Here is a 23475-nt window from a genome sequence, read left to right as displayed (position 1 = left end):
TTTAAAATTTAAAAGAAAATTGGTGCCATGTATCACATCCCATGGTATTCGTCAAGGGACTTCACAGTTATCCTCCCAAGTCGAACAGCCTCAATGGCATTAAGGGCCGCCCTTGCCCCAGCAAGTGTCGTAACATAGGGTATTCCAAGTTCAACCGCCATTCTCCTTATTAGATAGCCATCGTCGGCTGACTGCTTTCCTGATGGTGTGTTGATTATGAGACCAACTTCACCATTGAGTATGGAGTCCCTTATGTTTGGTGACCCCTGGCTCACCTTCCTCACAACCTCTATATCGGCTATGTCACTGATCGCCCTTGCTGTCCCGCGGGTTGCCATGATCTTGAAGCCGAGTTCACTGGCCTTTTTAACGATGTCGGCTATCTTGTCCTTATCCTGGTCCCTGACGCTTATGAATACCTTGCCCTCTGTGAGGAGGTCCATGCTGGCAGATAGCTGGGACTTGTAGTAGGCTATACCGAAATTCTCATCGATGCCCATTGCCTCGCCGGTGGATTTCATCTCAGGGCCAAGCACCGAGTCTGCCCCTGGCAGTTTTATGAATGGAAACACTGACTCCTTCACTGCCACATGGTCTATCTCCTTCTCCTCTGTTAGTCCAAGGTCACTGAGCTTTGCCCCCATCATCAGCCTGGCAGCAATCTTGGCAAGTGGAACACCGGTGGCCTTGCTGACGAATGGAACGGTACGGCTGGCCCTGGGGTTAGCCTCGAGTATGTAAACTGCCGGCTCAGAGTCAGGTTTCACAGCGTACTGAATGTTTATTAAGCCCACAACATCAAGTTCAAGGGCCAGTTTCCTTGTGTAATCCTTTATGGTTTCAATTATTTCCTGTGGGATGCTCTGCGGTGGTATCACACACGCCGAGTCCCCTGAGTGAACCCCTGCCTCCTCTATGTGCTCCATTATCCCGCCGATGTATACGCCAGTTCCATCGGAGAGTGCGTCCACATCAACCTCTATTGCATCCTCAAGGAACTTATCCACCAGGATAGGATGCTCGGGGGATACCCTCACAGCCTCCTTCATGTACTCCTCAAGCTCCCTCTCATCGTAGACTATCTCCATTGCCCTTCCACCGAGGACATATGATGGCCGTACAAGTACAGGGTACCCTATGCGTTCAGCCACTTCCCTTGCATCCTCAAAGGACTTGGCGATCCCATAGGGTGCCTGCGGTATCCCCAGCTTATCAAGGACACGGGTGAACCTTTCACGGTCCTCAACCCTGTCTATGCTTTCATGTGGTGTACCCAGTATCCTGACACCCTCCTCTGCCAGGGGTACGGCAAGGTTTATGGATGTCTGGCCACCGAACTGTACTACGACGCCCTCAGGTTTCTCCTTATCTATCACGGCAAGGACGTCCTCCAGTGTGAGGGGTTCAAAGTAGAGCTTATCAGATATGTCGTAATCTGTACTCACGGTTTCAGGGTTGTTGTTAACCATTATGGTCTCATAACCATCCTCAGTGAGAGCCATTGCCGCATGTACACAGCAGTAATCGAATTCTATACCCTGACCTATCCTTATTGGACCCGAACCTATGATGAGGACCTTCTTCCTGTCTGAGACCTCAACCTCATCTTCAAGGTCATAGCAGCCATAGTAGTAAGGTGTTTTCGCCTCAAATTCGGCTGCACATGTGTCAACCATCTTGTAGACAGGTTTTATATTATTCTTGAGCCTTAGGGACCTTATTTCTGACTCTGAAAGCCCTGTTATTGATGCCAGCCTTGAATCTGAAAAGCCCATCCTCTTGGCCTTAAGGAGGACCCTGGGATCCCTCAGGGATTCTCTGGTGAGGGATGACTCAAAGTTCACTATGTTCCAGATCTTCTCCAGGAAGAATGGGTCTATACCTGTCAGCTCATGTATCTCATCTATACCCATACCATCCTTAAGGGCTGTGTAGATCTGGAACAGTCTGAGGTCAGTGGGGTTTTCAAGGTCCTTCCTTGTGTAGGGTATCTCCATGAAGCCATCGGCACCTATATCAAGGGATCTTATGGCCTTGTTAAGGGATTCCTCAAGGGTTCTTCCTATGGCCATGACCTCCCCTGTGGATTTCATCTGAACCCCTATTTCCCGGCTTATCCCCCTGAACTTATCAAAGGGCCACCTTGGAATCTTTGTCACGATGTAGTCAATGGATGGCTCAAAGGATGCCGGTGTCTCCTTTGTTATGTCATTCTCTATCTCATCGAGGGTCATGCCCACGGCAATCTTGGCGGCGATCTTGGCTATGGGGTAACCTGTGGCCTTTGATGCCAGTGCACTGCTCCTGCTCACCCTCGGGTTCACCTCTATGACCTTGTATTCACCTGTCTCCGGGTGGACAGCGAACTGTATGTTGCAGCCCCCCTCAATCCTGAGGGCCCTTATGATCTTTATTGCCGCATCCCTCAGCCTCTGGTTGTCCTCGTCACTGAGGGTCTGGGCCGGTGCAACCACCACGCTCTCCCCGGTGTGTATGCCCATGGGGTCGATGTTCTCCATGTTACAGACGATTATGCAGGTGTCGTTGCGGTCCCTCATGACCTCATACTCGAATTCCTTCCAGCCAAGTACAGACTGGTCTATGAGGACCTGGTTGATGAAACTCATCTCAAGGCCCCTTGTGGCTATCTCAATGAGTTCATCGCGGTTGTGGGCCACCCCCCCACCTGTACCCCCAAGGGTGAACGCGGGCCTCACTATAACAGGATACCCTATCTCATCAACAGCTTCAAGGGCCTCTTCAACTGAATTTACCGCTCTTGCTGCGGGTACTGGCTCGTTGAGTCTCTTCATGAAACTGTCAAAGAGGTCACGGTCCTCAACGTTTCTTATGGTCTCAATGGAGGACCCTATAACCCTCACACCCTCGAGGGCACCTATCTCTGCAAGACCCGTTGCAACGTTGAGGCCTGTCTGCCCCCCCATGGTTGGGAGTACCGCGTCGGGTTTCTCCTTTTCGATTATCTTTGCAACTATCTCAGGTGTGAGGGGCTCCACATAGACCCTGTCAGCCATTTCCATGTCGGTCTGGATGGTGGCAGGGTTTGAGTTCACGAGTACTGTCTCAATCCCCTCCTCCCTCAGTGATTTGCATGCCTGAGAACCTGAATAATCAAATTCAGCAGCCTGCCCTATCTGTATAGGGCCAGATCCTATGATAAGTACCTTGTTGATGCTTTCATCCCGCGGCATTTTATCCCCATCTTCCTCTTATCCTAGTATTCTTTCATAACACTTACAAGACGATCAAAGATGTTCACAGTATCATGTGGTCCTGGTCCTGCCTCAGGGTGGTACTGGACACTGAAAACCGGGAGTTCCCTGTGCTCTATTGCCTCAGGTGTCCCGTCGTTGAGGTTCAGCTGTGTGATCTCAATATCCGTCCCCCTTACTGAGTCCGGGTCGATGGTGAACCCGTGGTTCTGGGATGTTATTGAGACTGTACCTGTCCTTAGGTCCTTCACCGGCTGGTTTATACCTCTGTGCCCGAATTTCATCTTGTATATGCTGGCCCCGAATGCAAGGCCGATTATCTGCTGTCCAAGACATATCCCGAATATGGGCAGCTGTTCTGATAGTGTTCTGACCGTGCTTATGGCCTTCTTCACCCTTGTGGGGTCACCAGGTCCGCTTGATATTAGGAGCGCGTCAGGGTCATATTCCATTATTTCCTCTGGCTCCATTCTGTAGGGTACAAGAGCAACACCAACATCCCTTTCAAGGAGGGCCTTTATGCTGTTTCTCTTGATTCCGCAGTCAACTATAACAACCCTCCTCTCTGCGTCCTCATTCATGGTGACCGGTTCGGTAACACATACCTGGTCCACAAGGTCAATCTCGGTTATGTCCGGTTGATTCACTGCCAGTTCAAGGAGTTCATCATCATCAATCTCCTCTGTTGCAAGGGCACCCTTCATGGTACCCCTCTCCCTTATCTTTATGGTGAGGGCCCTTGTGTCAACACCCGCTATGCCAGGGATTTCATATTCCTCCAGGAACTCTGAGAGTGTCTTTTCTGATAGCTGGTGTGAGGGTTTCTGGCATTCCTCCCTCACTATCAGGCCCTCGGCCTTTATACCATCTGACTGGTACCACTCCTCAGATATTCCATAGTTACCCTGCAGGGGGTAGGTTGGCATGAGTATCTGGCCCTTGTATGAGGGATCTGTGAGTGATTCAACATAACCCGTCATCCCGGTTGCAAATACAACTTCCCCCGTCTTCACTGTTTCAAATCCAAATGCCTCTCCTTTTATTATCGTACCATCTTCCAAGGCTAATTTTGCTTCCCTAAACATTTCACCACCGTGATCATGACTTCTGACTGATTAGATTAATTTAATATTCATGACCATAAGGAGAATCCCCTCCAGAGTGGAGATCCATCCTCATCACCACAGCGTCCTCTCCATCCTCATAGTAGTTTGCTATAACCTTCTCCTCACTGAAGCCAAGGGCCCTGTAGAAATTTATGGCCCCTCTATTCTTTGCCCTTACCTCCAGTTTAATATTTTTAATATGAAATTTTTCAAATATACCTATGGCTGTCCTCACAAGTTCAGCCCCGACACCCTGGCGGCGGTAATCTTTATCAACTGCAAGTGAGATAATATGACCTTCATCCTCAAAGCGGATCCAGAATATTATGAATCCAACGACCCTGCCGTCCTCCTGGGCCACGAGGAAACCTGCTCCAAGGTTGTATATGTCCCTCAGGAGGTGTGCCGGATAGGGATCAGCAAATGATTCCCTCTCAATCTTCAGGACCGTTTTAAGGTCCTGTGGTCTGAATTCCCTTACTATCATCTCTATCTCCGTGGTACAATGTGGAAAGATCTTGCACTTTACATAATCAGGAGCTCGCAGCCATCCGACCGTGTTGTTGAGGTTGGTGCCGGTAGATTCCTGTATGTTTCAGATTATATCATGAAACATTCAAAAGTTGATTTGGTTCTAACAGATATTAAACCTTCCCGTGGGGACATAATTTACGATGACATCACATCACCGGATATGGATATCTACAGGGATGCCGCCACAATATACTCCATAAGACCCCCATCTGAACTCCACAACCCCCTTATGATGGTAGCGGACGCAGCTGGTGCCAGGCTGATCATAAAACCACTCACTGGGGAAAATATAGCCACAGAAAAACCCATGAAACTTGTAAATTACAGAAAAACCTTTTTCTATGAGTACAGTCCATAAACCCGACCGATTTTAGCATGTCCTCAAAGTGGATTAAACTGAGATGATTTGCCTCAGAGGTGATCCCATCACACTCACACTCATTAATATATACTTTATAAACTGGATAATGAATGTCACCACGGTAATCCAACCAAAAATATCATGATCCTAGATCTTAAGAATATTACCAAAATAAGTTGAAAAGTGTTCAAAATGAAATGGGCCAGGATGAGTGTAAAGGAAGTCTTGAAGGAACTTAAAACGTCAGAAAATGGTTTAAATTCAGATGAAGCAGCCAGAAGACTTGAAACTTATGGTAAAAACGAACTGGTTGAGGAGAAAAAGGCAGGTCCCCTCAGAATGTTCCTTGCCCAGTTCATGGATATACTCATCATACTACTCATACTTGCGGCTGTGGCATCCTACTTTGTGGGTGATGTGCTTGATTCTGCAGTCATACTCTTCGTGGTGGTTGTGAATGCCACAGTTGGCTTCATACAGGAGTACAGGGCCGAGCAAGCAATGGAGAAACTCAAGGGCCTGGTATCAACTGAGGCCACGGTTATAAGGGATGGTATGACTCAGAAAATACCTGCCTCTGAGCTCACAATAGGGGATATTTTAATCATAGAGGAGGGGGACAATGTACCTGCAGATATCAGACTCATAGAAGCCTATGACCTCCGCATAGACGAATCCACCCTCACAGGAGAATCCATACCCGTTCAGAAGACACATGAGAACCCTGAGGATGAAAGGGATGTTATCGCATTCATGGACTCTGACGTTGTATCAGGTCGCGGTAAGGGTGCCGTAATAGCAGTGGGTATGGATACATCAATAGGCAGGATAGCCGAGATGATACAGGAGGATGAGGGTAAGACACCTCTGCAGGAGAAGATATCCTCCCTTGGAAAAAGCCTTGGGCTCATAGCGGTGGTTGTATGTGCCATGGTATTCGCCATACAGTTCCTCCGCGGACTTCCACTGGTTGACACCTTCATGACCGCTGTTTCACTTGCAGTTGCCTCTGTACCCGAGGGCCTTCCCGCCATACTGACACTGACCCTTGCACTGGGTATGCAGCGGATGGCCCGGAGCAATGCCATTGTAAGGAGGCTCCTTGCAGTTGAAACCCTGGGTTCATGTTCGGTTATCTGCACCGACAAGACAGGTACACTCACCCATAACCGGATGACCGTGAGGGAATCAGAGCTCACCTCACCAGAGATGGCACTCCTTGTATCAGCACTCTGCAACAACGCCACAATATCAGATGGCAAAGTCATAGGGGACCCAACCGATGCCGCCATACTGAGCTTCGCTGATGAAAATGGACACAGCAGAAAGGAGCTTGAGGAGAAATACCCCCGTCTCATGGAAATACCCCTCGACAGTAAAAGGAAGAGGATGACCACCATAAACCAGCTGGGTGACGGGCGATACCTCCTCATCAAGGGGGCCCCTGAGATAATACTCAGTAGATGCAGTTACGTGGATTATAACGGCTCCCTGAGGGCAATGGATGATGATGAACTGGGCAAATGGATGTCCAGGCTCAACGATATGACATCAAGGGCCCTCCGTGTTCTGGCCCTTGCATACCGGAAACTGCCTGATGGCGATGAGGAGGAGAGGGACCTTGTGTTCGCTGGCCTCGTCGGTATGATGGACCCTCCACGAAAGGAGGCTGCCGATGCCATAGAGACCTGCAGGAAGGCAGGTATAAAGGTTGTTATGATCACAGGCGACCACAGGGACACCGCGGTTGCCATAGCACGCGAACTGGGACTCATGGATGATGGTCTGGCCCTCACAGGAAGGGAACTCGATGAACTCTCTGATGACGAATTCGAGGATATGGTGGAGGACGTGAGGGTCTATGCCCGTGTCTTCCCTGAACAGAAGGTCAGAATAGTTGAGGCCCTCCAGAGGAGGGACCACGTGGTTGCCATGACCGGTGATGGTGTAAACGACTCCCCCGCCCTCAAAAAGGCCGCCATAGGTGTAGCAATGGGCAGCGGGACGGACGTTGCAAGGGAATCATCTGACATGGTGCTCCAGGATGATAACTTCGCAACGATTGTTAAAGCTGTGAGGGAGGGGCGGACCATCTTCGATAACATAAGGCGCTTCGTTAAGTTCCAGCTTTCAACAAATGTCGGGGCCATCCTCACAATCGTATCGGCCTCACTCATCAACCTTCCTGTACCATTCAATCCGATACAGATACTCTGGATAAACATAATAATGGACGGTCCCCCTGCACAGTCCCTTGGTGTTGAGCCCCCTGAATCCGATATAATGCTCAGAAAACCCGAGAGGGAGGATATAATGCCAAGAAGGAACCTGCTGCGTATAGTAATTGCAGGTGCTGTCATGGCAGCAGGGACGCTGGGGCTCTACATCTACATGCTCTCCTCAGGGAACAGTGTTGAGCGGGCGATGACAGTTGCATTCACGGTCTTTGTGATGTTCCAGATATTCAACGTATTCAACTGCAAGTCAAGGACCGGATTTTCCAACAGGACCCTCCTTGTTGCTGTTGCAGCCTCACTCCTGCTGCAGATACTGGTGGTCTACCTTGCACCCCTTGAGGGTGTATTCAGGACCGTCCCCCTCACGGTTACAGACTGGGTCCTCATAGTCGCAGTGGCTTCCCTCATACTGATTGCAGAGGCCCTCATGAGGTTTGCTGACGGGCGGGAATGACCTATGAATGTTATTGTGATGGCAGGAACCAGGGATGCCCGGAGGATCATAGAAGAACTCTCAAGGGATCCAAGAATTGATATAACTGCCACTGCAACCACCGAATACGGTGCTGAGCTTGCTGAAAGTTCAGGGGCATTAAGAACAGTCAGAGGGCCCCTTGACAGGTCCGGACTGGGCGAACTGATAGATGAAATCGGTGCAGAACTCCTCATAGACGCCACCCACCCCTTCGCCACAAGGGCCACTGAAAATGCACTCCTGGCATGCCATGATACAGGCATAACCTACCTGAGGTTCGAAAGACCACTGCTGGATGTTGAGGGGGCCATAAGGGTTGAATCATTCAGGGAGGCCGGGGAGGTGGCCTCATCACTCCTCAGGGAGGGTGAGGTGGCGATGCACCTTGCAGGGGTCTCAACACTACCTGAGGTTCTTGAGTCACTGGATCCAGAGAGGGTTGCCGTCCGGGTCCTGCCACAGACCTCATCAATTGAGGCATGCCACAGGCTCGGAGTGCCCCCCGAACAGATCATCGCAATGCAGGGCACATTCTCCCCAGAGATGAACAGGGTGCTCATGAAGGAATACCGTGCAGGTGCGGTTATCACCAAGGATAGTGGTGAGACAGGAGGTCTCCGTGAGAAGGTTGCCGCTGCATCAGAGCTTGGAATACCCATCATCCTCGTTGAGAGGCCAATGGTTGACCTGAAAGGCGAGACGGTATTACATGACATTAATGAACTTGTGGAATATGTCACAGAGATCCTGAATAAAAAAAGAAACTGATAACTGCTTTTAAATCCTTAAAGAACAAGCACTAAAAAAATTTAGAATAGAAACTGATAACTGCTTTTAAATCTTTAAAGAATAAGTTCACCGGTTCTCAAAGAGGACAACCTCAACCTCCTCTCCCTCATTGAGTATCTCAACGTTCTTTGGCACCTCAATGTATCCATCGGCCCCTGCAAGGGCTGCTATTGCACCGGAATCCCTGAATATTGGCCTTGCATATTGGCCATCAACCTTCACAAGTGCATACTGGACCCTGCCCCTTGATGAGTGGAATCTCTCGGCAAGTTTAAGTGTCTTCACAGAACCTTCAGGGGCTTTTATTCCTGAGAGTTCCCTGAGGAATGGTTCTACAAGAGACCTGAAAACCAGAAGGGCTGCAACCGGGAAACCTGGGAGCCCCACCACCATCTTACCATCAACCACCCCCACTATGGTGGGCTTACCCGGCTTCATGGAGATGCCGTGAATGACCACCTCACCAAGATCCTCAAGCACATCCACCAGGACATCGCCCGCCCCCGCAGAGGTGCCACCTGAGGTTATAACGAGGTCTGCTTTACCCAGCCCCTCAATGAGGGCACTTCTGAGTTCATCGTAATCATCCCTAACTATACCCCCACGGCTGACACTGCAGCCGGCATCCCTGAGGGCCGCCGATATTCCCAGAGAATTTGAATCAAATATCTTTGCAAGTTCAAGTCTCCCCGAGGGCTCAATGAGCTCATTACCCGTGGATATGACATGTACCAATGGTTTCGATACAACCCTCACCGAGGTGACCCCTGCAGCTGAAAGCGCCGCGATCTTGTCGGGTGAGAGCACCTTTCCGCCCCCAACAAGTACACTGCCCGCCCCAATATCAGATCCCGCCACCGCGATATGCTGCGATGGGTATGCCGGCCTCTGGATGTAGACGTCCTCACCACTAACCTCAGTGTACTCAACCATGACGACTGCATCGGCACCCTCAGGTACAGGCGCCCCCGTACTTATCCGTGTGCATGAACCGCTTTCAACCCTCCTTGATGGCAAAGAGCCTGCCTCAACCGTCTCGATACACCTGAGCCTCACCGGTTTCTCATCGCTTGCCCCGAAGGTATCTGAGGCCACCACCGCGTACCCATCCCTGGATGCCCTGTCAAATGGTGGCAGGTCGATGGGGCTTTCAACATCCTCTGCAAGTACCCTCCCGAGGGCATCATCAATATTAACGGTTTCGGAACATCTACTGTAAAGTTCCCTGAAGAGATCAGCCATTATCCCCCTTGCATCGTCCAGATCGATTATATCAAGAAATTCAACTCCCATTGGATCACCATTAAGCAGTCTAAGCAATTTATTTATATCTGCACCGGTAATAAATTATACTGTCTATTTCTTTGATTGCTGAATGTGTAATCGCATTAGAATCAAAGTTAATCAACGAAAAAAAGAGGAGGAGAGTATTTGAGTAGAGGACATCAGACACAGGAAGTTAGGCGTGTGAGGACGCCCAGGAAGGGCGAGATACCTGGAGTTGTTGAGCAGATAATGGGGCACGGGAAGCTCAAGGTGAGGTGTGCCGATGGCCATATAAGGCTCGGCAGGATCCCGGGCAAGATGAAGAAGAGGATATGGATCCGTGAGGGTGACGTTGTACTTGTAAAGCCATGGGAGTTCCAGAGCGAGGAGAAGGCCGATATAGTGTGGAGGTACACCCGTACAGAGTCCAACTGGCTTGAGAGGAAGGGCTACCTCAAACTCTGATTGTCCCGAGAGAAGTTGATTTTAATGGATCCTGAAGAAACAGGGCAGGCCCCTGAACTCAGGGCGCTTAAATCAGGGGCTGTGGATAGGGTAGACTCTGATCTTGGACGGATGGAGGCCGTCAAGAGGTTGAAGGGTGTTGAGGACCGAAGGGTGGGAAGTGAGGTCTTTGATGAGCTTACCCTCAAAACACTCTACAAGCTTGCCAACTCAGGTTACCTTGCGGTGCTCAATGGTGCTGTGAGCACAGGTAAGGAGGCGAATGTCTTCAAGGGTATAACCGATAACGACGAATTTGTTGCTGTCAAGATCTACCGTGTCGCCACATCTGACTTCAAGAAGATGCAGTACTACATACAGGGCGACCCGAGATTCAGGGTGAGGACAACCAACAGACGCCAGCTTGTCCAGGCCTGGGTTAACAAGGAGTTCAGGAATCTGAAAAGGGCCCTTGAAGCGGGTGTCCGTGTGCCAGAACCCGTGGTTGCAAGGGACAACATCCTCATAATGGAGTTCATCGGGGATGACGGTGAACCGGCTCCCACCATGAGGGAGGTTCCGCCTGATGACCCTGAGAGGGCCCTTGAGTTGATAGTTGAGTACATGCACCGCCTCTACACTGGTGCAAGGCTTGTGCACGGGGATCTATCCTTCTTCAACATACTTAACCATTCAGGAGACCCAGTTATAATCGATGTATCCCAGGCAATGGTCCTTGACCACCCACTGGCCATGGAACTCCTTGAAAGGGATATAAAGAATGTGGTCCGTGACTTCAAAAGGCTGGGGGTCAGTGTAAATGAGGATGATATAAGGAAAAAAATTAAAAAAGAACCGGAGCCCCCTGCAAAAACCAACACCCATGAAAAGAATTAAAGAGCCACGGAAAACCACAACCTCACAGAAAGAATTAAAAAAGAAAACCTTAAAACATTACCTGGAGCCTGAAGAGAAGGATCCATCCCAGATAACAAATCAGAAATAGAAACTCCACTGGATACTTTACAGAAAGTTATTGTAGGTTTTATAAACGTTTATCCTTATTTATTCATTGAGGTGAATCAGATGCCCACCGAGGAATATCTCAAAATACCCCGAGAAAGGGTTGGAGTTCTGATAGGTAAGAATGGTGAGGTCAAGGCACAGATTGAACGTCTAACGCAGACAGACCTTGAAATTGACAGCGAAACCGGTGCAGTTACACTCATACCCCATGATGAACTCGACGACCCCCTGTCACCATGGAAGGCAAGGAACATAGTTAGGGCCATAGGACGTGGCTTCAACCCGGAGGTTGCCCTCCGGCTCCTGGATGACGATGTTGCCCTTGACATCATCAAGATAACCGACTATGTCGGTAAATCCAAAAAGGCCATAGCAAGGCAGAAGGGCCGTGTAATAGGTAGGGGCGGTATAACCAGACGCATAATCCATGATATGACCGGTGTGGATATATCGGTCTATGGAAAAACCGTTGCACTGATAGGTGAATTTGAAAAACTCTCAGTTGCAAGGGAAGCCGTTGAAATGATACTTAATGGCGCCAGACACAAGTCTGTGTACGCATTTCTTGAAAAGAAGAAACAGGAAATGAAAATGAAGGAGTTTGAGGAAGGCGTTAAATTCATGTAAACTCCACCATAAACCTGTTTTTTGTAAGGGCAAATTTCAATTATTTCACATGTATCGCCCGAACTATGCTTTCTGTAATAGTTACATCTAGGGTATAAGTTTATATGCTATAAGTTACACATATGTGTATATGAGCATGGTATCCCATGTGTATTATCCTGTGAAAAATTATTTAAGGAGGCGAACTTTTGGCTAGGCAAGCTTTGGATCTCTTTGACGAAGGATTCCAGGAACTCACCCCCTCAGAATTCTTCAGGAAAAACAAGCAGATGCTGGGTTTTACAGGAAAAATAAGGTCACTGACGATAGTTTTTCATGAACTCATAACAAACAGTTTTGACGCCGCAGAGGAGGCAGGTATACTCCCTGAGATCAAAATAGATCTCAAGAGAATTGGTAAGGACCACTATATCCTAAGACACCAGGACAACGGTCCTGGAATACCTGAAAAGTACATTCCAAAGGTATTCTGTACCATGTTCGCCGGGTCCAAATTCAGGAACATCCAGTCCAGGGGGCAGCAGGGACTTGGATGCAGTGGTTGCGTGCTATTATCACAGATGACCACAGGTAAGCCCATAAAGGTCATCTCAGGGACCAGGGAAAACGGAGAACTCAAGGGGGTCAAGATGACCCTCAAGATGGACGTTAAGAAGAACCAGGGCCTCATACTCGAAAAGGAGGAGGTGGAGGTTGAGGACACAGGTGTCTGCATAGAACTCCACTTCAAGGACGTCTCCTACTCACTTTCAGAGCAGGGGGCCTACGAGTACATAAGGAGGACAATGATAGCCAACCCCCATGCAAAGATAATATTCAATGACCCCACAGGGAACCGCTACGTCTTCAACAGGGCATCAGACGTCATCCCACCAATGCCAAAGGAGGTCCTCCCCCACCCATGGGGCGTCACAGCCGATGACCTCATATTCATGGCAAAGCACACCGACAAGAGACGCTTCAGGAGTATGCTTACAAGCAACCTCTCAAGGATGTCCTCCAAGAAGATAAAGGAACTCGAGGAACTCACAGGCATAGACCTCAACAAGCGCCCCAAGGATATGAAGTGGGAGGAGGCCGAAAGCATAGTTGAGGCCTTCAAGAAGATGAAGTTCATGTCACCACCAACCTCAGGCCTCATACCCATTGGAGAGGATCAGATTGAGAAGGGTATGAGGGAGATACTCCAGCCAGAGTTCACCGCCACCGTGACAAGGAAACCAAAAACCTATCGCGGAGGTATAGCCTTTGTGGTTGAGGCCGGTATAGCCTACGGTGGAAACTCCGGTAGAATGGTTGGTGACCAGAGGAAGGCCGAGATAATGAGGTTCGCCAACAGGGTCCCCCTCACCTTTGACGCCGGTAGCTGCGCAATAACCGAGGGTGTTAAGAGCCTTGACTGGAGGCGCTACGGCATAAGGGACCTTGAAAATACGCCACTCACCATATTCGTGAATATCGTATCAACCAACGTCCCTTACCTCTCAACAGGTAAGCAGAGCGTGGCACCTGAACCTGAAATACTCCATGAGATCAGGCAGGCCACCATGATAGCTGCAAGAAAACTCTACAAGTACCTCAGGAAGAAGAAGGCCGCCAAGGAGGAGGCTGAGAGGGCCAAAGTATTTGAAACATACGTTCCGGTGATCATAAAGCAGGCGGCTCTCCTGGCAGAGAGGGAGGCACCTGATTACAGGGAACTCCTGGACACAGTTACAAGAAGGGCAAAACTTGAAATTCTGGGGGAATCACTAGATGAATAGAAGAGAAATAGCCATTAACAAACTTAAAGGTCTTGGAGACGTCATACTCGACGATGTGAGCCGTGGGAGGATCCCCAGGATAAAGGTTCCATCAAGGGGTACATCCAACATAATCTATGATGAAGAGAAGAGGCACTACATCCTGGGTGACCGCTACGGTACACGTTCAATGGGTAATGTGAAGCAGATAAAGAAGATAGGTCAGATGCTATACACCGCAAACTTCTGCAAGGACCTGGTGGCAAGGGAGAAAACCGCCACCCTCAGGGAGCTCTACTACATCTCAGAGGGCTGGGAGGTGGACTTTGCAGACCAGCAGGAATCCAACATCGTTGGAGAGGACCTTGAGGTTACCCTGGGAATGACCAGGGAGGAGCTGGGTCTCATGCCAGAGGAAGACGGCGCATCTGTCTATGGTGCCCTGACGGTCCGTGAGGGTGATATAGAGATAAACGCCCTCAGATCTGGCAAATCAGGTTATAACATATCACCCACCATAGATGAGGTTGAATTCGTAGATCACGATGTTGAACGTGTCATTGCGGTAGAGACAATGGGTATGTTCCACCGTCTCGTGCAGGAGAAGGCCTACAAGAAGTTCGACGCCCTCATCGTTGGGCTTAAGGGTCAGGCCGCAAGGGCAACCAGGAGGTTCATAAAGAGGGTCAACGAGGAACTGGACCTTCCAGTGTACATCTGTAACGACGGAGACCCATGGGGATTCCACATCGCCATGGTCATAATCTCAGGGAGTGCGAAGCTCGCCCATGTGAACCACCAGCTTGCAACCCCAGATGCAAAGTTCCTGGGGGTTACGGCAAGTGACATAATAAACTATGACCTCCCCACAGATCCCCTCAAGGACATCGATGTGGTGAGGCTCAAGGAACTCCTGAACGATCCAAGGTACAGGGATGAGTTCTGGAAGACCGAAATAAAGAAGATGCTGAAGATCGGTAAGAAGGCAGAACAGCAGTCCTTCTCGAAGTATGGTCTTGAGTACGTGGTTGACACGTATCTTCCAGAGAAGCTTGAAGCCGTGGAGAACCAGTAAAACTGTTCTCCATAACTTTTGTTTTTATTTATTTTTTAGAATAAGAGAATTCCTCATGTCTTAAACTCAACTGGTTTTTAAGGTTACCCAGAGTCACTCATTCAGAGATAACTATAAACCTAAAGTCCCCGCTCACCCCAGAGATAACTATATAAAATAATCAATGAGAAATAATATCAGATTACACCTTTAAACTTAAGAGGTTCCTCTGGGAACAGAAGTTTTCAGGGGATAGGAGGTTTCTTTAATGATATCTGTAGCCATTAACGGGTATGGGACAATAGGAAAGAGAGTCGCCGACGCTGTGGCTGCCCAGGACGACATGAAGGTCGTTGGTGTCAGCAAAACAAAACCTGATTTTGAGGCGAGGGTTGCAATTGAAAAGGGCTATGACCTCTATGTAAGCATCCCTGAACGTGAAAAGCTCTTTGATGATGCTGGAATCCCTGTTAGCGGTACCGTGGAGGACATGCTGGAGGAAGCAGACATCGTGGTTGATGCAACACCCGAGGGTATCGGTGCAAAGAACCTTGAACTGTACCGTGAAAAGGGGATAAAGGCCATATTCCAGGGTGGTGAAAAGCACGACGCCATTGGACTCTCATTCAACTCATTCGCAAACTACGACGAGTCACTGGGGGCCGACTACACAAGGGTTGTTTCCTGCAACACCACCGGCCTCTGCAGGACCCTCAAACCAATAGATGACCTCTGCGGGATAAAAAAGGTAAGGGCAGTGATGGTAAGAAGGGGTGCTGACCCTGTACAGGTGAAAAAGGGTCCAATAAACGCCATTGTACCAAACCCCCCAACGGTCCCATCACACCACGGACCTGACCTCAAAACCGTCATGAAGGGCGTTAATATCCACACCGTTGCACTCCTTGTCCCCACAACACTGATGCACCAGCACAACATAATGGTGGAACTGGAGAACCCTGTGGACGCCGATGAGATAAAGGCAAAACTAGACGAGACAACCAGGGTCATGCTTGTGAAGGCCTCAGAGGGCCTTGCATCAACCGCAGAGATAATGGAGTACGCCAAGGAACTTGGAAGGTCAAGGAATGACCTCTTCGAGATACCTGTCTGGGAGGAGTCCATAAACGTGGTTGAAGGGGAACTATTCTACATGCAGGCGGTCCACCAGGAATCCGATGCCGTCCCCGAGAGTGTGGATGCAATAAGGGCCCTCCTTGAACTTGAAGAGGACAACATGAAGTCCATAATGAAGACCAACAGGGCCATGGGCATACTCTAAAAACCAATTTTTTCTATTTAACCCTTTAATCGGGTGTTTTTTTGATAAGGGTTGGTCCTGCAGGGAACCCCGTGGGTTACCGTGGCAGTACAGTCAGTGTTTTCAAAAAGATCAGGGCCATGGGACTTGACGCCTATGAGTACCAGGCAACCTATGGCCTCAGGTTAAAGAAGGAAAACGCCCTTAAGATTGGTGAAAATTCAAGGAAGAATGATATACTTGTCTCAATGCACGGCCCCTACTATATAAACCTTTCATCAGCCAAGGAGGAGACCATAGAGAAATCAATCCACCGGCTCTTTGACTGTGCGGTTGCAGGGGAGTGGATGGGGGCCTACCGTATTGTATTCCACCCCGGCTTTTACGGTGACCTTGGGAGGAGAAGGGCATTTGAGCTCTGCAGGAAGTCTATTGGGGAACTGATCTCAAGACTTGAAAGTGCCGGTATCAGGGACTTCACACTTGCACCTGAGACCACCGGTAAGAGGTCACAGGTGGGGAGTCTAGAGGAGATTATAAGATTCTCAGAGGAATTTGATAACGTCATGCCCACCGTGGACTTTGCACACATACATGCAAGGGGTGGGGGGTGCATAGGGGGCGCCAGTGATTACAGGAGGATACTTGCGGAGATTGAGGGAAGATTAGGAGTGGAGCACCTCCACTGCCACTTCACAGGGATAGAGTACACAGATGCGGGAGAGAGAAAGCATCACACACTATCCGAAGGCTTTGGCCCTCCTGTTGAGCCCCTCCTTGAGGTGCTGGTTGATGGGGGCTGGGATGCCACCATAATCTCCGAGACACCCCGAAAGGATGAGGATGCAAGGAGGATAAAGGACCTCCTTGAGGGGTACCTCAGCAGGTGACGCTGGTCCAGAGAAATAAGGTGTGCGGAATGTCTCAAAATCCACAACTCCAGTTTTTTATATGGGCAGCATGAAGTTGACCAAAATCTACACGGATGCTCCGATGTTTCTTGAATTAACCTGATGGAGTGTACTGAAAATACAGATCCCACGGAGTGTACCTAAAACTTTATACACCCCGATGCACAATTTACCTATGATGAGTTTATTTCTTGATTATATCACAGTATCAGAACTTGTTTCTGAAGAACAGGTGATGTGGTGAAATTCAATAACATAGTCTATGACCCCCAGCTAACAGATAAAAAGTTCCCTGTGAAGGCCTCTGATCCTGAAAGGGAGGCAAAACTTGTTGTTCTCCAGCCGGTTGGATACCCCTTCGTATGCAACCTGATGGAGTCCCCGAGGATAGACGCCGTTAACAAGGAACTCTTTGAGATCTATGCAAGGGACCAGTGGGAGGGTTTCAGTGCAACTGAGGGTTCCTATCTATTTGACCAGAAACTGCTCCCTGACTATGCATTCAAAATAATAAGGGCCCACCCTGACGGTTCAAAGATAACCAGGAACACCTCCATTATACTGCTGGAGAACGAGAGGGAGGAGTTCCATGAGGTGAAAAGTGATATCACCATGGACGATGTTATCGGTCAGGAGGACGCCAAGATAAAGTGCAGGATAATCATGAGGTACCTTGAGGACCCGGACAGATTCAGGGACTGGGCGCCCAGGAACGTCCTCTTCCATGGAAGCCCGGGTACAGGTAAGACAATGCTTGCAAAGTCCCTTGCAAATGAACTCAGGGTACCCCTCTACCTTATAAAGGCCACAAGCCTCATAGGTGAGCATGTGGGTGACGGTGCAAGGCAGATACATGAACTCTATGAACTGGCATCAAAAACTGCCCCATCAGTTATATTCATAGATGAGATGGACGCAATTGGCCTCGACCGGAGATTCCAGTCCCTCCGTGGGGACGTCTCAGAGGTGGTTAACGCACTCCTGACAGAGATGGATGGTATAAATCAGAACTGGGGTGTTGTAACCATAGGCGCCACCAATAACCCTGAACTTCTTGATAATGCAATAAGAAGCCGTTTTGAGGAGGAAATAGAGTTCAGGTTACCTGGGGATGATGAGAGGCGGATGATGCTTGAGAAATACATTGAGACCATGCCCCTGGATGTGGATTTCTCTGTGGACAAACTTGTTAAACTGACAAAGGGAATGTCAGGAAGGGACATAAAGGAAAGGGTGCTTAAAACAGCCCTCCACAGGGCACTGGCAGATGAAAGTCCAAGGGTGGAGCGTGAACACATAGAATATGCTCTTAAGGAGCGTGAACTGAAGGGCGAACCCAGGCACATGTTCGCCTAGATCAATTTTTTAATTTATAAAATCCGTTTAAACTTTAATTTTTTTAGTGGTTAAAGAACTCCATGAGCACAAAACCCAATTCTCTACAGTCTTTTCCTGGTTAAAGGACTCCATGAGTACAAAAACCAGATTCTCTACATGAAGAGATCAGAAAATCCAAAAAACCTAAGATTCCTCACAATCAAAGAGCTCAGAACACATCCTCAAGAACTCTTTATCATCCCTCTCTGCAGCATCCCTGATTTTCAGAGCGATATCATGGAATATCTTATCAACTATTGACCTTGTGAGGCCCTCAACAACCCTCTCAGGGTCCCCGCGGTTTTCAATTTTCTTAATTGCCTTACCTGCCTCCCTCTGCCTGAGGGACTCCATGCGCCCCCTTATCTCAGCAAGAAGTGGCTCCACCTCCCTGTGCTTCATGGCCCTCAGGAGGAGTTCAAGTTCAGACCTCACTATTTCCTCGGCCTCTCTTGCCTCAGCCTCCCTCCTCTTCCGGTTCTCCTCGGCCACGCCCCTGAGGTCATCGATTGTGAATAGCCTGACTCCAAGTTCCCTCACGGATTCCTCTATATCCCTGGGGTTGGCTATGTCCACCATTACAATTCTGGACCTCCTCTCAGGTGGTATCGCCTCCATGACACGCTCACGGGTGAGTATGTAGTGGGGTGAACCTGTGGCACTTATAACAACATCTGCATCCCTGAGGGCCCTGTTGAGCTTGTCGAAGTGTATTGCATCACCGCCGAGTTCACATGCAAGCTGGTAGGCCCTTTCATATGTTCTGTTTGCAACCATTATTGCCTTGAGGTGTTTTTCGGCGAGGGCGCGTGCAACCAGTGTCCCCATTTTACCGGCCCCTATAACAAGGACCTTCTTGCATTTTAGGTCCCCATGTATTGACTCTGCAAGATCAACAGCCGCTGATCCTATTGAGACGGAACCCCTGTTTATCTTCGTCTTCCGCCTCACGGTCTGTCCCACATGCACCGCCTTGGTGAACACCATATCAAGTAGGGGCCCACAGGTGCCCTCACGCAGGGCCTGTAGCCTTGCAGCCTTTATCTGTCCAAGTATCTGGTCCTCCCCGATTATCATTGATTCAAGACCTGAAGCCAGCCTCAGAAGGTGCAGAAGGGCATCCTCATCTTTTTCAACTGTAAATCCATTAAAATCAAATTCAGGTGGGACCCCTGTGACATGAAGGTAGTACTCGACCCTGTTGCAGGTCATCAGGGGCACCTTCTCGGTCACGGCTCCAAGGGCCTCAAGTTCACCCACAATCTCCTCTATCCTGCCTGATGCTGTCTCCATTGTCTTCACATCAGAGGTCTTGTGGTCAAGCCTTATGTTAAGAATCACCTGAAGCCCCCCTATCCATGATTATGTCCCGCGCCCTTCTTATGGCACCCTCCAGATCACCAGCTTCAAGTTTTTCCTGTACCATTTTATCCTCTGAGATCTCATAGAGAATTCTGCGCCTCTTTCTGTGATCCGGGACCTCTTCCATTAGCATGCGGCGGGATACATCCTGAACCTCAATCATTAGTATATCCTCTGGTTTTATGACCTCCTGGATCCTCCTGCGGAGGTATTTTGCCATAAGTGGACTCTTTTTTCCTGTAAATACTGAGATTGAAACATCCGCTATTTTGAATGTCGATGGGACAACCACGTTACCCCTTGATGGGTCATCTGCCCGGTTAAGGAGTTTGCCCCCTGCAAGTTCAGTTACCCTTTCATTGAGGCTTCTATCGGGACTTGCGGCAACTATGAGGTCTGCCTTCTTAATCCACTCCTCAAGTTTTTCCTCGGCTATTGAAACAGCGCCTTCAACTTCCTGTCCAAGAACCGCAACCTCTGCGCCGGCATCGATGAACCTCATCGCCCTTCTTCTTCCAACTTCACCTGAACCCACCACGAGTACCCTCTTACCTTCCATGTCAATGTAGAGGGGTGTGAGGGACATTTTACCATCCGTCAGAGGGATTTCATTCTGAGTATCTTCATGGCTGTTCTGAGGTCATTGTCTGCCTCGGCAAGGGCCTCCCTGGCCTCATCAAGGGATACCTCAAAGGCTTCTGCCAGGGCCTTCACGCTGTCGGTGTCAGGTTCAGATGTGCCCACAAGTTCCTCTGAGAGCCTCTTTTTGAGTTCCATGTACTCCTCGGTTGTCATGTTGATCCTCTTCATGGCCATGTCCCTCAGTGGACAGGGCTTTGAGGGCTTGCAGCACCAGACAAGTGAACCGAAGCATGTCCCCTGGCCCTCTCCGAGCCTTGTATTTCTTGCGAATGACTCCTTGATTTCAATGTAATCCTGTGGTGTCAGTCCCGCCTCTTCGAGTGCTATCATTATGGGGCAGGGCTTCACCGGTGGGCAGCAGAATGTAAGCGCCCTTTTATCACCACCCCTGCAGACATGGGATGGTGCGTCGCTCCATACCAAATACAGTCCTCCTTTATTAATTATGTTTATTCTGTTAATAATGATTCATTACATGGTGGCTGAAATAACACCACGTAATGCCTTTAACAGCTTTTTTGATAAATAAATTGTGGTTTGCAGATAATAAAGGGGGTTATTCCCTGAGCATCCCCCTCTTCTCATCGGGTGTGAGGTCCCCGACGATTGACTCGGGCTCACCCGTCTTGAGGATTCTGCCTCCCCTCATGAGGGATGCCCTGTCACAGACATCAAGGACGAAGTCCATGTCATGTGAAATTATCAGGAAGGTCTGATTCAGTTCCTCTCTGGCCTTAAGTATTGAATCTGTAACCTGCACCCTGGTTATGGGGTCCATGGTACCTGTGGGCTCATCAAGTATTATTATCCTTGGCTCCCTGATGAGGACCTGGGCAAGGGCGACCCTGTGTCTCTCACCACCTGAGAGCTCGTCAGGGTACTTGCCAAGGAGGTTCTCTGCGTACTCCTCATCAAAGCCCACGGCCTTGAGGACATAGATTGCCTTCATCCTGGCAAATTCTGCCGGAAGTTCAAGGCTGATGGCCTCTGTGAGGTTACCCAGCACATCCCTGTGGGGGTAGAGGCTGTACTCCTGGTGGAGTATCCCAAGGTAGGGCGTTACACGGCCACGGCCAAGGGGCCCCTTCTCGGTCATATCTATCCATTCATCACCCAGCCTCACGCAGACCTTCCCGCTGCTTGGCTCGGTTATTCCTATTATTATCCTTGAGAGCGTCGTCTTACCGGCCCCGCTGAGTCCCACGACACCAAAGATTTCCCCCTCATAGACTGTGAGGTCAACACCGTCAACCGCCTTTACAACACCCCTGTCAATGGAGTAGTAGTGCTTCTTAACATCAACCATCTTTATGATGGGGGTTTCCCTTTCAAACTCCTTCACCTTCTCAGGTGCGGGCACCTGTTCCATGAACCTGGCAACCACGTCATCAGGGTCTCCCTCCTCGATTATCTCACCCTTCTCGATCCATATGGCATAATCAGAGAGGTCCCTCATGACCTCGGGCCAGTGGGAGGTTATGATCATGGTTATTCCCTTATCCTTGACACCCTCAAGGAGTGCGTCGTGTATGAGCTCAGCTGTCTGGGGGTCAAGGGTACCTGTTGGCTCATCAGCCAGGAAAACCATTGGTTCCTTGGCCAGCTGCCTTGCAAGGACAACCCTCTGCTTTTCACCACCACTGAGATCCCTTGCAATGTGGGTTATCCTGTGGCTCATCTGAACCATTTCAAGGAGGTCAAGGGCATGGTAGAGGGCTGTTTCATATTCAAGATCTGGCATTGACTTTATGACGTTATCGATTACCGTGTCGTCCTCATAGAGGGCAAATGTCCTCTGGAGCATTATGGCTATTCTTCTCCTGACGGCGGCGAAGGTCTTCTTGTCACAGTTCCAGAAGTCCACCTCCCGGACTGAAAATTTTGAGCCGCATCCACATACCTTACCCTCAAAGGAGGGGGGTTCAACTCTGAGGCATTCAGGGCAGATTGCCACATTGTAGATGACACGGCCGCTGTCGGGCTTGTATTCCTTCATACCCCTCAGCATGTTTATGAGAACAGATTTTCCTGCCCCACTTCTTCCCAGTATCCCCAGGACCTTGCCCTCATCGATTTCAACGCTGATGTTTTTTAGAACCTCGACACCCTTAAACTTCTTTGTGACATTTTCCAGCTTTATGAAAGACATGTGCTCACCCTCAGTTGCTAAAATTAACGTTACCCGTGAAAGATGAATCTGTATTATTCTTTTGATAAAGGAACTATTAAAATTTTCTAAATTTTTAGTCTGGATTAAATCTGATTTCCCTGAGATTGAAGTTTATTTTACCAGAGATGGCGGCCCTTGCAATTGATACTGCATCTGCACCAGCAGCAAACATTTCAAAGGCAGATTCAGGGTCTCTCACTGAATTGTTACCTATTAGGACCGCATTCCTTAAGCTCTGTGAAACTTCACCCACAAGTTCAAGGTCGGCCCTGTCCTTACCGGGCTTCATGGCGTCCAGGTGAATGTAGCCTACCCCAAGGTCATCAAGCATTCCCGCAATTGCAACCGTATCAACTCCAGGCACATTTCCCCGTATCTTGACAGAGACCTCTGCATTGGCACCCTTCACGACCTCAGATGTGAAGTCCTCCATGAATTCATGGTCATGGAGCATCGCCTGTCCGGCACCCAGAGAGGTTATCTCTGGCTGCCTGCAGTGTGCATTTATCTCAACAATATCCACTTCCCTGATGGATGATATCTCCATGATGGGTTCAGGGTCAAGGGCCCTGAGGTTCACAGAGACCAGCACCTCAAAACTGTCCTTTATCCTTGATGCCTCAGATTCTACTATGGATTTAAGTTCAGAAGAGTCAAAATCAAATTCAGGTCTGCCCCTCTGGGCTATTAGCCTTCCAGCCCTGGATGTTTCCTCATCTGCATTGTAGCCGCCCAGTGTAACAGCATCGAAACCATAGGGGATAAGTTTCATGCAGAATTCTGCATCGGTTATACCTGCCATTGGGGCCAGGACAATTATGATATCAGCAACCATAGGTTTTTGGTTAGAAAATCTTG

At 49.2% G+C, this 23475-nt stretch carries 20 protein-coding genes; 11 read left to right on the top strand and 9 right to left on the bottom strand.

Annotated features, from left to right (window positions below; all coding sequences use genetic code 11):
* Nucleotides 1-32: 32 nt before the first annotated feature.
* Genes carB through rimI form a run of 3 tightly spaced genes read right to left on the bottom strand, consistent with a single transcriptional unit; the run spans nt 33 to nt 4826 of the window.
* Nucleotides 33-3212: a carbamoyl-phosphate synthase large subunit gene (carB, locus tag FVF72_RS06625; protein WP_147671609.1), complete on the bottom strand. Its 3180-nt coding sequence runs from the start codon at nt 3210-3212 to the stop codon at nt 33-35.
* 23 nt (nt 3213-3235) lie between these two features.
* Entirely contained in the window at nt 3236-4318 is a 1083-nt protein-coding gene (gene carA, locus FVF72_RS06620) for a glutamine-hydrolyzing carbamoyl-phosphate synthase small subunit (RefSeq protein ID WP_013296179.1), read from the bottom strand.
* Between the two features lie 40 nt (nt 4319-4358).
* On the bottom strand, nt 4359-4826 hold the full coding sequence (gene rimI, locus FVF72_RS06615; RefSeq protein WP_013296180.1) for a ribosomal protein S18-alanine N-acetyltransferase: 468 nt from the start codon (nt 4824-4826) through the stop codon (nt 4359-4361).
* Between the two features lie 18 nt (nt 4827-4844).
* On the opposite strand from rimI, the gene FVF72_RS06610 reads away from it, so the two are divergent.
* From FVF72_RS06610 to cobK, 3 genes are all read left to right on the top strand, one after another.
* On the top strand, nt 4845-5231 hold the full coding sequence (locus FVF72_RS06610) for a UPF0146 family protein (RefSeq protein ID WP_147671607.1): 387 nt from the start codon (nt 4845-4847) through the stop codon (nt 5229-5231).
* A gap of 195 nt (nt 5232-5426) precedes the next feature.
* Nucleotides 5427-7925, top strand: coding sequence for a calcium-transporting P-type ATPase, PMR1-type (locus tag FVF72_RS06605; protein WP_013296182.1), 2499 nt, complete (start codon nt 5427-5429; stop codon nt 7923-7925).
* Nucleotides 7926-7928: 3 nt separating this feature from the next.
* Nucleotides 7929-8714 carry a precorrin-6A reductase gene (cobK, locus tag FVF72_RS06600; protein WP_147671605.1) on the top strand — a complete coding sequence of 262 codons (786 nt, stop codon included), beginning with the start codon at nt 7929-7931 and terminating at the stop codon, nt 8712-8714.
* A gap of 87 nt (nt 8715-8801) precedes the next feature.
* On the opposite strand, the gene glp is transcribed toward cobK, so the two are convergent.
* The gene (glp, locus tag FVF72_RS06595; RefSeq protein ID WP_147671603.1) at nt 8802-10028 is read right to left on the bottom strand and encodes a gephyrin-like molybdotransferase Glp; all 1227 of its coding nucleotides are present in this window, start codon (nt 10026-10028) and stop codon (nt 8802-8804) included.
* A gap of 138 nt (nt 10029-10166) precedes the next feature.
* Here glp and eif1A point away from each other — a divergent pair, with 138 nt between their 5' ends.
* The 8 genes from eif1A (at nt 10167) to FVF72_RS06555 (ending at nt 18422) form a co-directional block, all read left to right on the top strand.
* Nucleotides 10167-10466, top strand: a complete 300-nt coding sequence (eif1A, locus tag FVF72_RS06590) for a translation initiation factor eIF-1A (RefSeq protein ID WP_013296185.1) — start codon at nt 10167-10169, stop codon at nt 10464-10466.
* Nucleotides 10467-10490: 24 nt separating this feature from the next.
* Nucleotides 10491-11342 (top strand): serine protein kinase RIO, encoded by an 852-nt coding sequence (locus FVF72_RS06585; protein ID WP_147671601.1) that lies wholly within the window; start codon nt 10491-10493, stop codon nt 11340-11342.
* Nucleotides 11343-11531: 189 nt separating this feature from the next.
* Nucleotides 11532-12098, top strand: a complete 567-nt coding sequence (locus FVF72_RS06580; protein WP_013296187.1) for a KH domain-containing protein — start codon at nt 11532-11534, stop codon at nt 12096-12098.
* Between the two features lie 188 nt (nt 12099-12286).
* Nucleotides 12287-13861 carry a DNA topoisomerase VI subunit B gene (gene top6B, locus FVF72_RS06575; RefSeq protein WP_147671600.1) on the top strand — a complete coding sequence of 525 codons (1575 nt, stop codon included), beginning with the start codon at nt 12287-12289 and terminating at the stop codon, nt 13859-13861.
* Nucleotides 13854-14915, top strand: a complete 1062-nt coding sequence (locus tag FVF72_RS06570) for a DNA topoisomerase IV subunit A (protein WP_013296189.1) — start codon at nt 13854-13856, stop codon at nt 14913-14915. The genes top6B and FVF72_RS06570 overlap by 8 nt, the downstream gene beginning before the upstream one ends.
* A gap of 247 nt (nt 14916-15162) precedes the next feature.
* Nucleotides 15163-16176 carry a phosphorylating glyceraldehyde-3-phosphate dehydrogenase gene (locus tag FVF72_RS06565; RefSeq protein ID WP_147671598.1) on the top strand — a complete coding sequence of 338 codons (1014 nt, stop codon included), beginning with the start codon at nt 15163-15165 and terminating at the stop codon, nt 16174-16176.
* Between the two features lie 41 nt (nt 16177-16217).
* Nucleotides 16218-17045 carry a deoxyribonuclease IV gene (locus FVF72_RS06560; RefSeq protein WP_013296191.1) on the top strand — a complete coding sequence of 276 codons (828 nt, stop codon included), beginning with the start codon at nt 16218-16220 and terminating at the stop codon, nt 17043-17045.
* A gap of 261 nt (nt 17046-17306) precedes the next feature.
* A complete protein-coding gene (locus FVF72_RS06555) occupies nt 17307-18422 on the top strand; it encodes an AAA family ATPase (protein ID WP_147671596.1) in 1116 nt (371 codons plus the stop codon).
* A 165-nt stretch (nt 18423-18587) separates the two neighbouring features.
* On the opposite strand, the gene hemA is transcribed toward FVF72_RS06555, so the two are convergent.
* The 5 genes from hemA to FVF72_RS06530 form a co-directional block, all read right to left on the bottom strand.
* On the bottom strand, nt 18588-19784 hold the full coding sequence (gene hemA / locus FVF72_RS06550) for a glutamyl-tRNA reductase (RefSeq protein WP_147671594.1): 1197 nt from the start codon (nt 19782-19784) through the stop codon (nt 18588-18590).
* Complete coding sequence (locus tag FVF72_RS06545) at nt 19774-20391, bottom strand: bifunctional precorrin-2 dehydrogenase/sirohydrochlorin ferrochelatase (RefSeq protein WP_147671592.1); 618 nt, start codon at nt 20389-20391, stop codon at nt 19774-19776. Before FVF72_RS06545 ends, hemA begins: the two co-directional genes overlap by 11 nt.
* An 11-nt stretch (nt 20392-20402) precedes the next feature.
* On the bottom strand, nt 20403-20870 hold the full coding sequence (locus FVF72_RS06540; protein WP_147671591.1) for a methanogenesis marker 9 domain-containing protein: 468 nt from the start codon (nt 20868-20870) through the stop codon (nt 20403-20405).
* Nucleotides 20871-21003: 133 nt separating this feature from the next.
* Nucleotides 21004-22596 (bottom strand): methyl coenzyme M reductase system, component A2, encoded by a 1593-nt coding sequence (gene atwA, locus FVF72_RS06535; RefSeq protein WP_147671589.1) that lies wholly within the window; start codon nt 22594-22596, stop codon nt 21004-21006.
* A gap of 94 nt (nt 22597-22690) precedes the next feature.
* Nucleotides 22691-23452 (bottom strand): MJ0144 family RNA dihydrouridine synthase-like protein, encoded by a 762-nt coding sequence (locus FVF72_RS06530; protein WP_370511825.1) that lies wholly within the window; start codon nt 23450-23452, stop codon nt 22691-22693.
* Nucleotides 23453-23475: the final 23 nt, after the last annotated feature.

It is taken from the genome of Methanothermobacter sp. KEPCO-1 (assembly GCF_008033705.1).
Taxonomy (GTDB): domain Archaea; phylum Methanobacteriota; class Methanobacteria; order Methanobacteriales; family Methanothermobacteraceae; genus Methanothermobacter; species Methanothermobacter marburgensis.
This window is presented reverse-complemented; position numbering and strand designations above follow the sequence as displayed.

What these genes read in the sequence shown, in the direction of transcription:
- FVF72_RS06545 (WP_147671592.1), bottom strand. Translation starts at nt 20,391, where the DNA reads ATGTCCCTCACACCCCTCTACATTGACATGGAAGGTAAGAGGGTACTC.
- carB (WP_147671609.1), bottom strand. Translation starts at nt 3,212, where the DNA reads ATGCCGCGGGATGAAAGCATCAACAAGGTACTTATCATAGGATCTGGC.
- FVF72_RS06580 (WP_013296187.1), top strand. Translation starts at nt 11,532, where the DNA reads ATGCCCACCGAGGAATATCTCAAAATACCCCGAGAAAGGGTTGGAGTT.
- cobK (WP_147671605.1), top strand. Translation starts at nt 7,929, where the DNA reads ATGAATGTTATTGTGATGGCAGGAACCAGGGATGCCCGGAGGATCATA.
- FVF72_RS06570 (WP_013296189.1), top strand. Translation starts at nt 13,854, where the DNA reads ATGAATAGAAGAGAAATAGCCATTAACAAACTTAAAGGTCTTGGAGAC.
- glp (WP_147671603.1), bottom strand. Translation starts at nt 10,028, where the DNA reads ATGGGAGTTGAATTTCTTGATATAATCGATCTGGACGATGCAAGGGGG.
- carA (WP_013296179.1), bottom strand. Translation starts at nt 4,318, where the DNA reads ATGTTTAGGGAAGCAAAATTAGCCTTGGAAGATGGTACGATAATAAAA.
- FVF72_RS06530 (WP_370511825.1), bottom strand. Translation starts at nt 23,452, where the DNA reads ATGGTTGCTGATATCATAATTGTCCTGGCCCCAATGGCAGGTATAACC.
- rimI (WP_013296180.1), bottom strand. Translation starts at nt 4,826, where the DNA reads ATGATAGTAAGGGAATTCAGACCACAGGACCTTAAAACGGTCCTGAAG.
- FVF72_RS06610 (WP_147671607.1), top strand. Translation starts at nt 4,845, where the DNA reads ATGTGGAAAGATCTTGCACTTTACATAATCAGGAGCTCGCAGCCATCC.
- FVF72_RS06605 (WP_013296182.1), top strand. Translation starts at nt 5,427, where the DNA reads ATGAAATGGGCCAGGATGAGTGTAAAGGAAGTCTTGAAGGAACTTAAA.
- atwA (WP_147671589.1), bottom strand. Translation starts at nt 22,596, where the DNA reads ATGTCTTTCATAAAGCTGGAAAATGTCACAAAGAAGTTTAAGGGTGTC.
- FVF72_RS06585 (WP_147671601.1), top strand. Translation starts at nt 10,491, where the DNA reads ATGGATCCTGAAGAAACAGGGCAGGCCCCTGAACTCAGGGCGCTTAAA.
- FVF72_RS06565 (WP_147671598.1), top strand. Translation starts at nt 15,163, where the DNA reads ATGATATCTGTAGCCATTAACGGGTATGGGACAATAGGAAAGAGAGTC.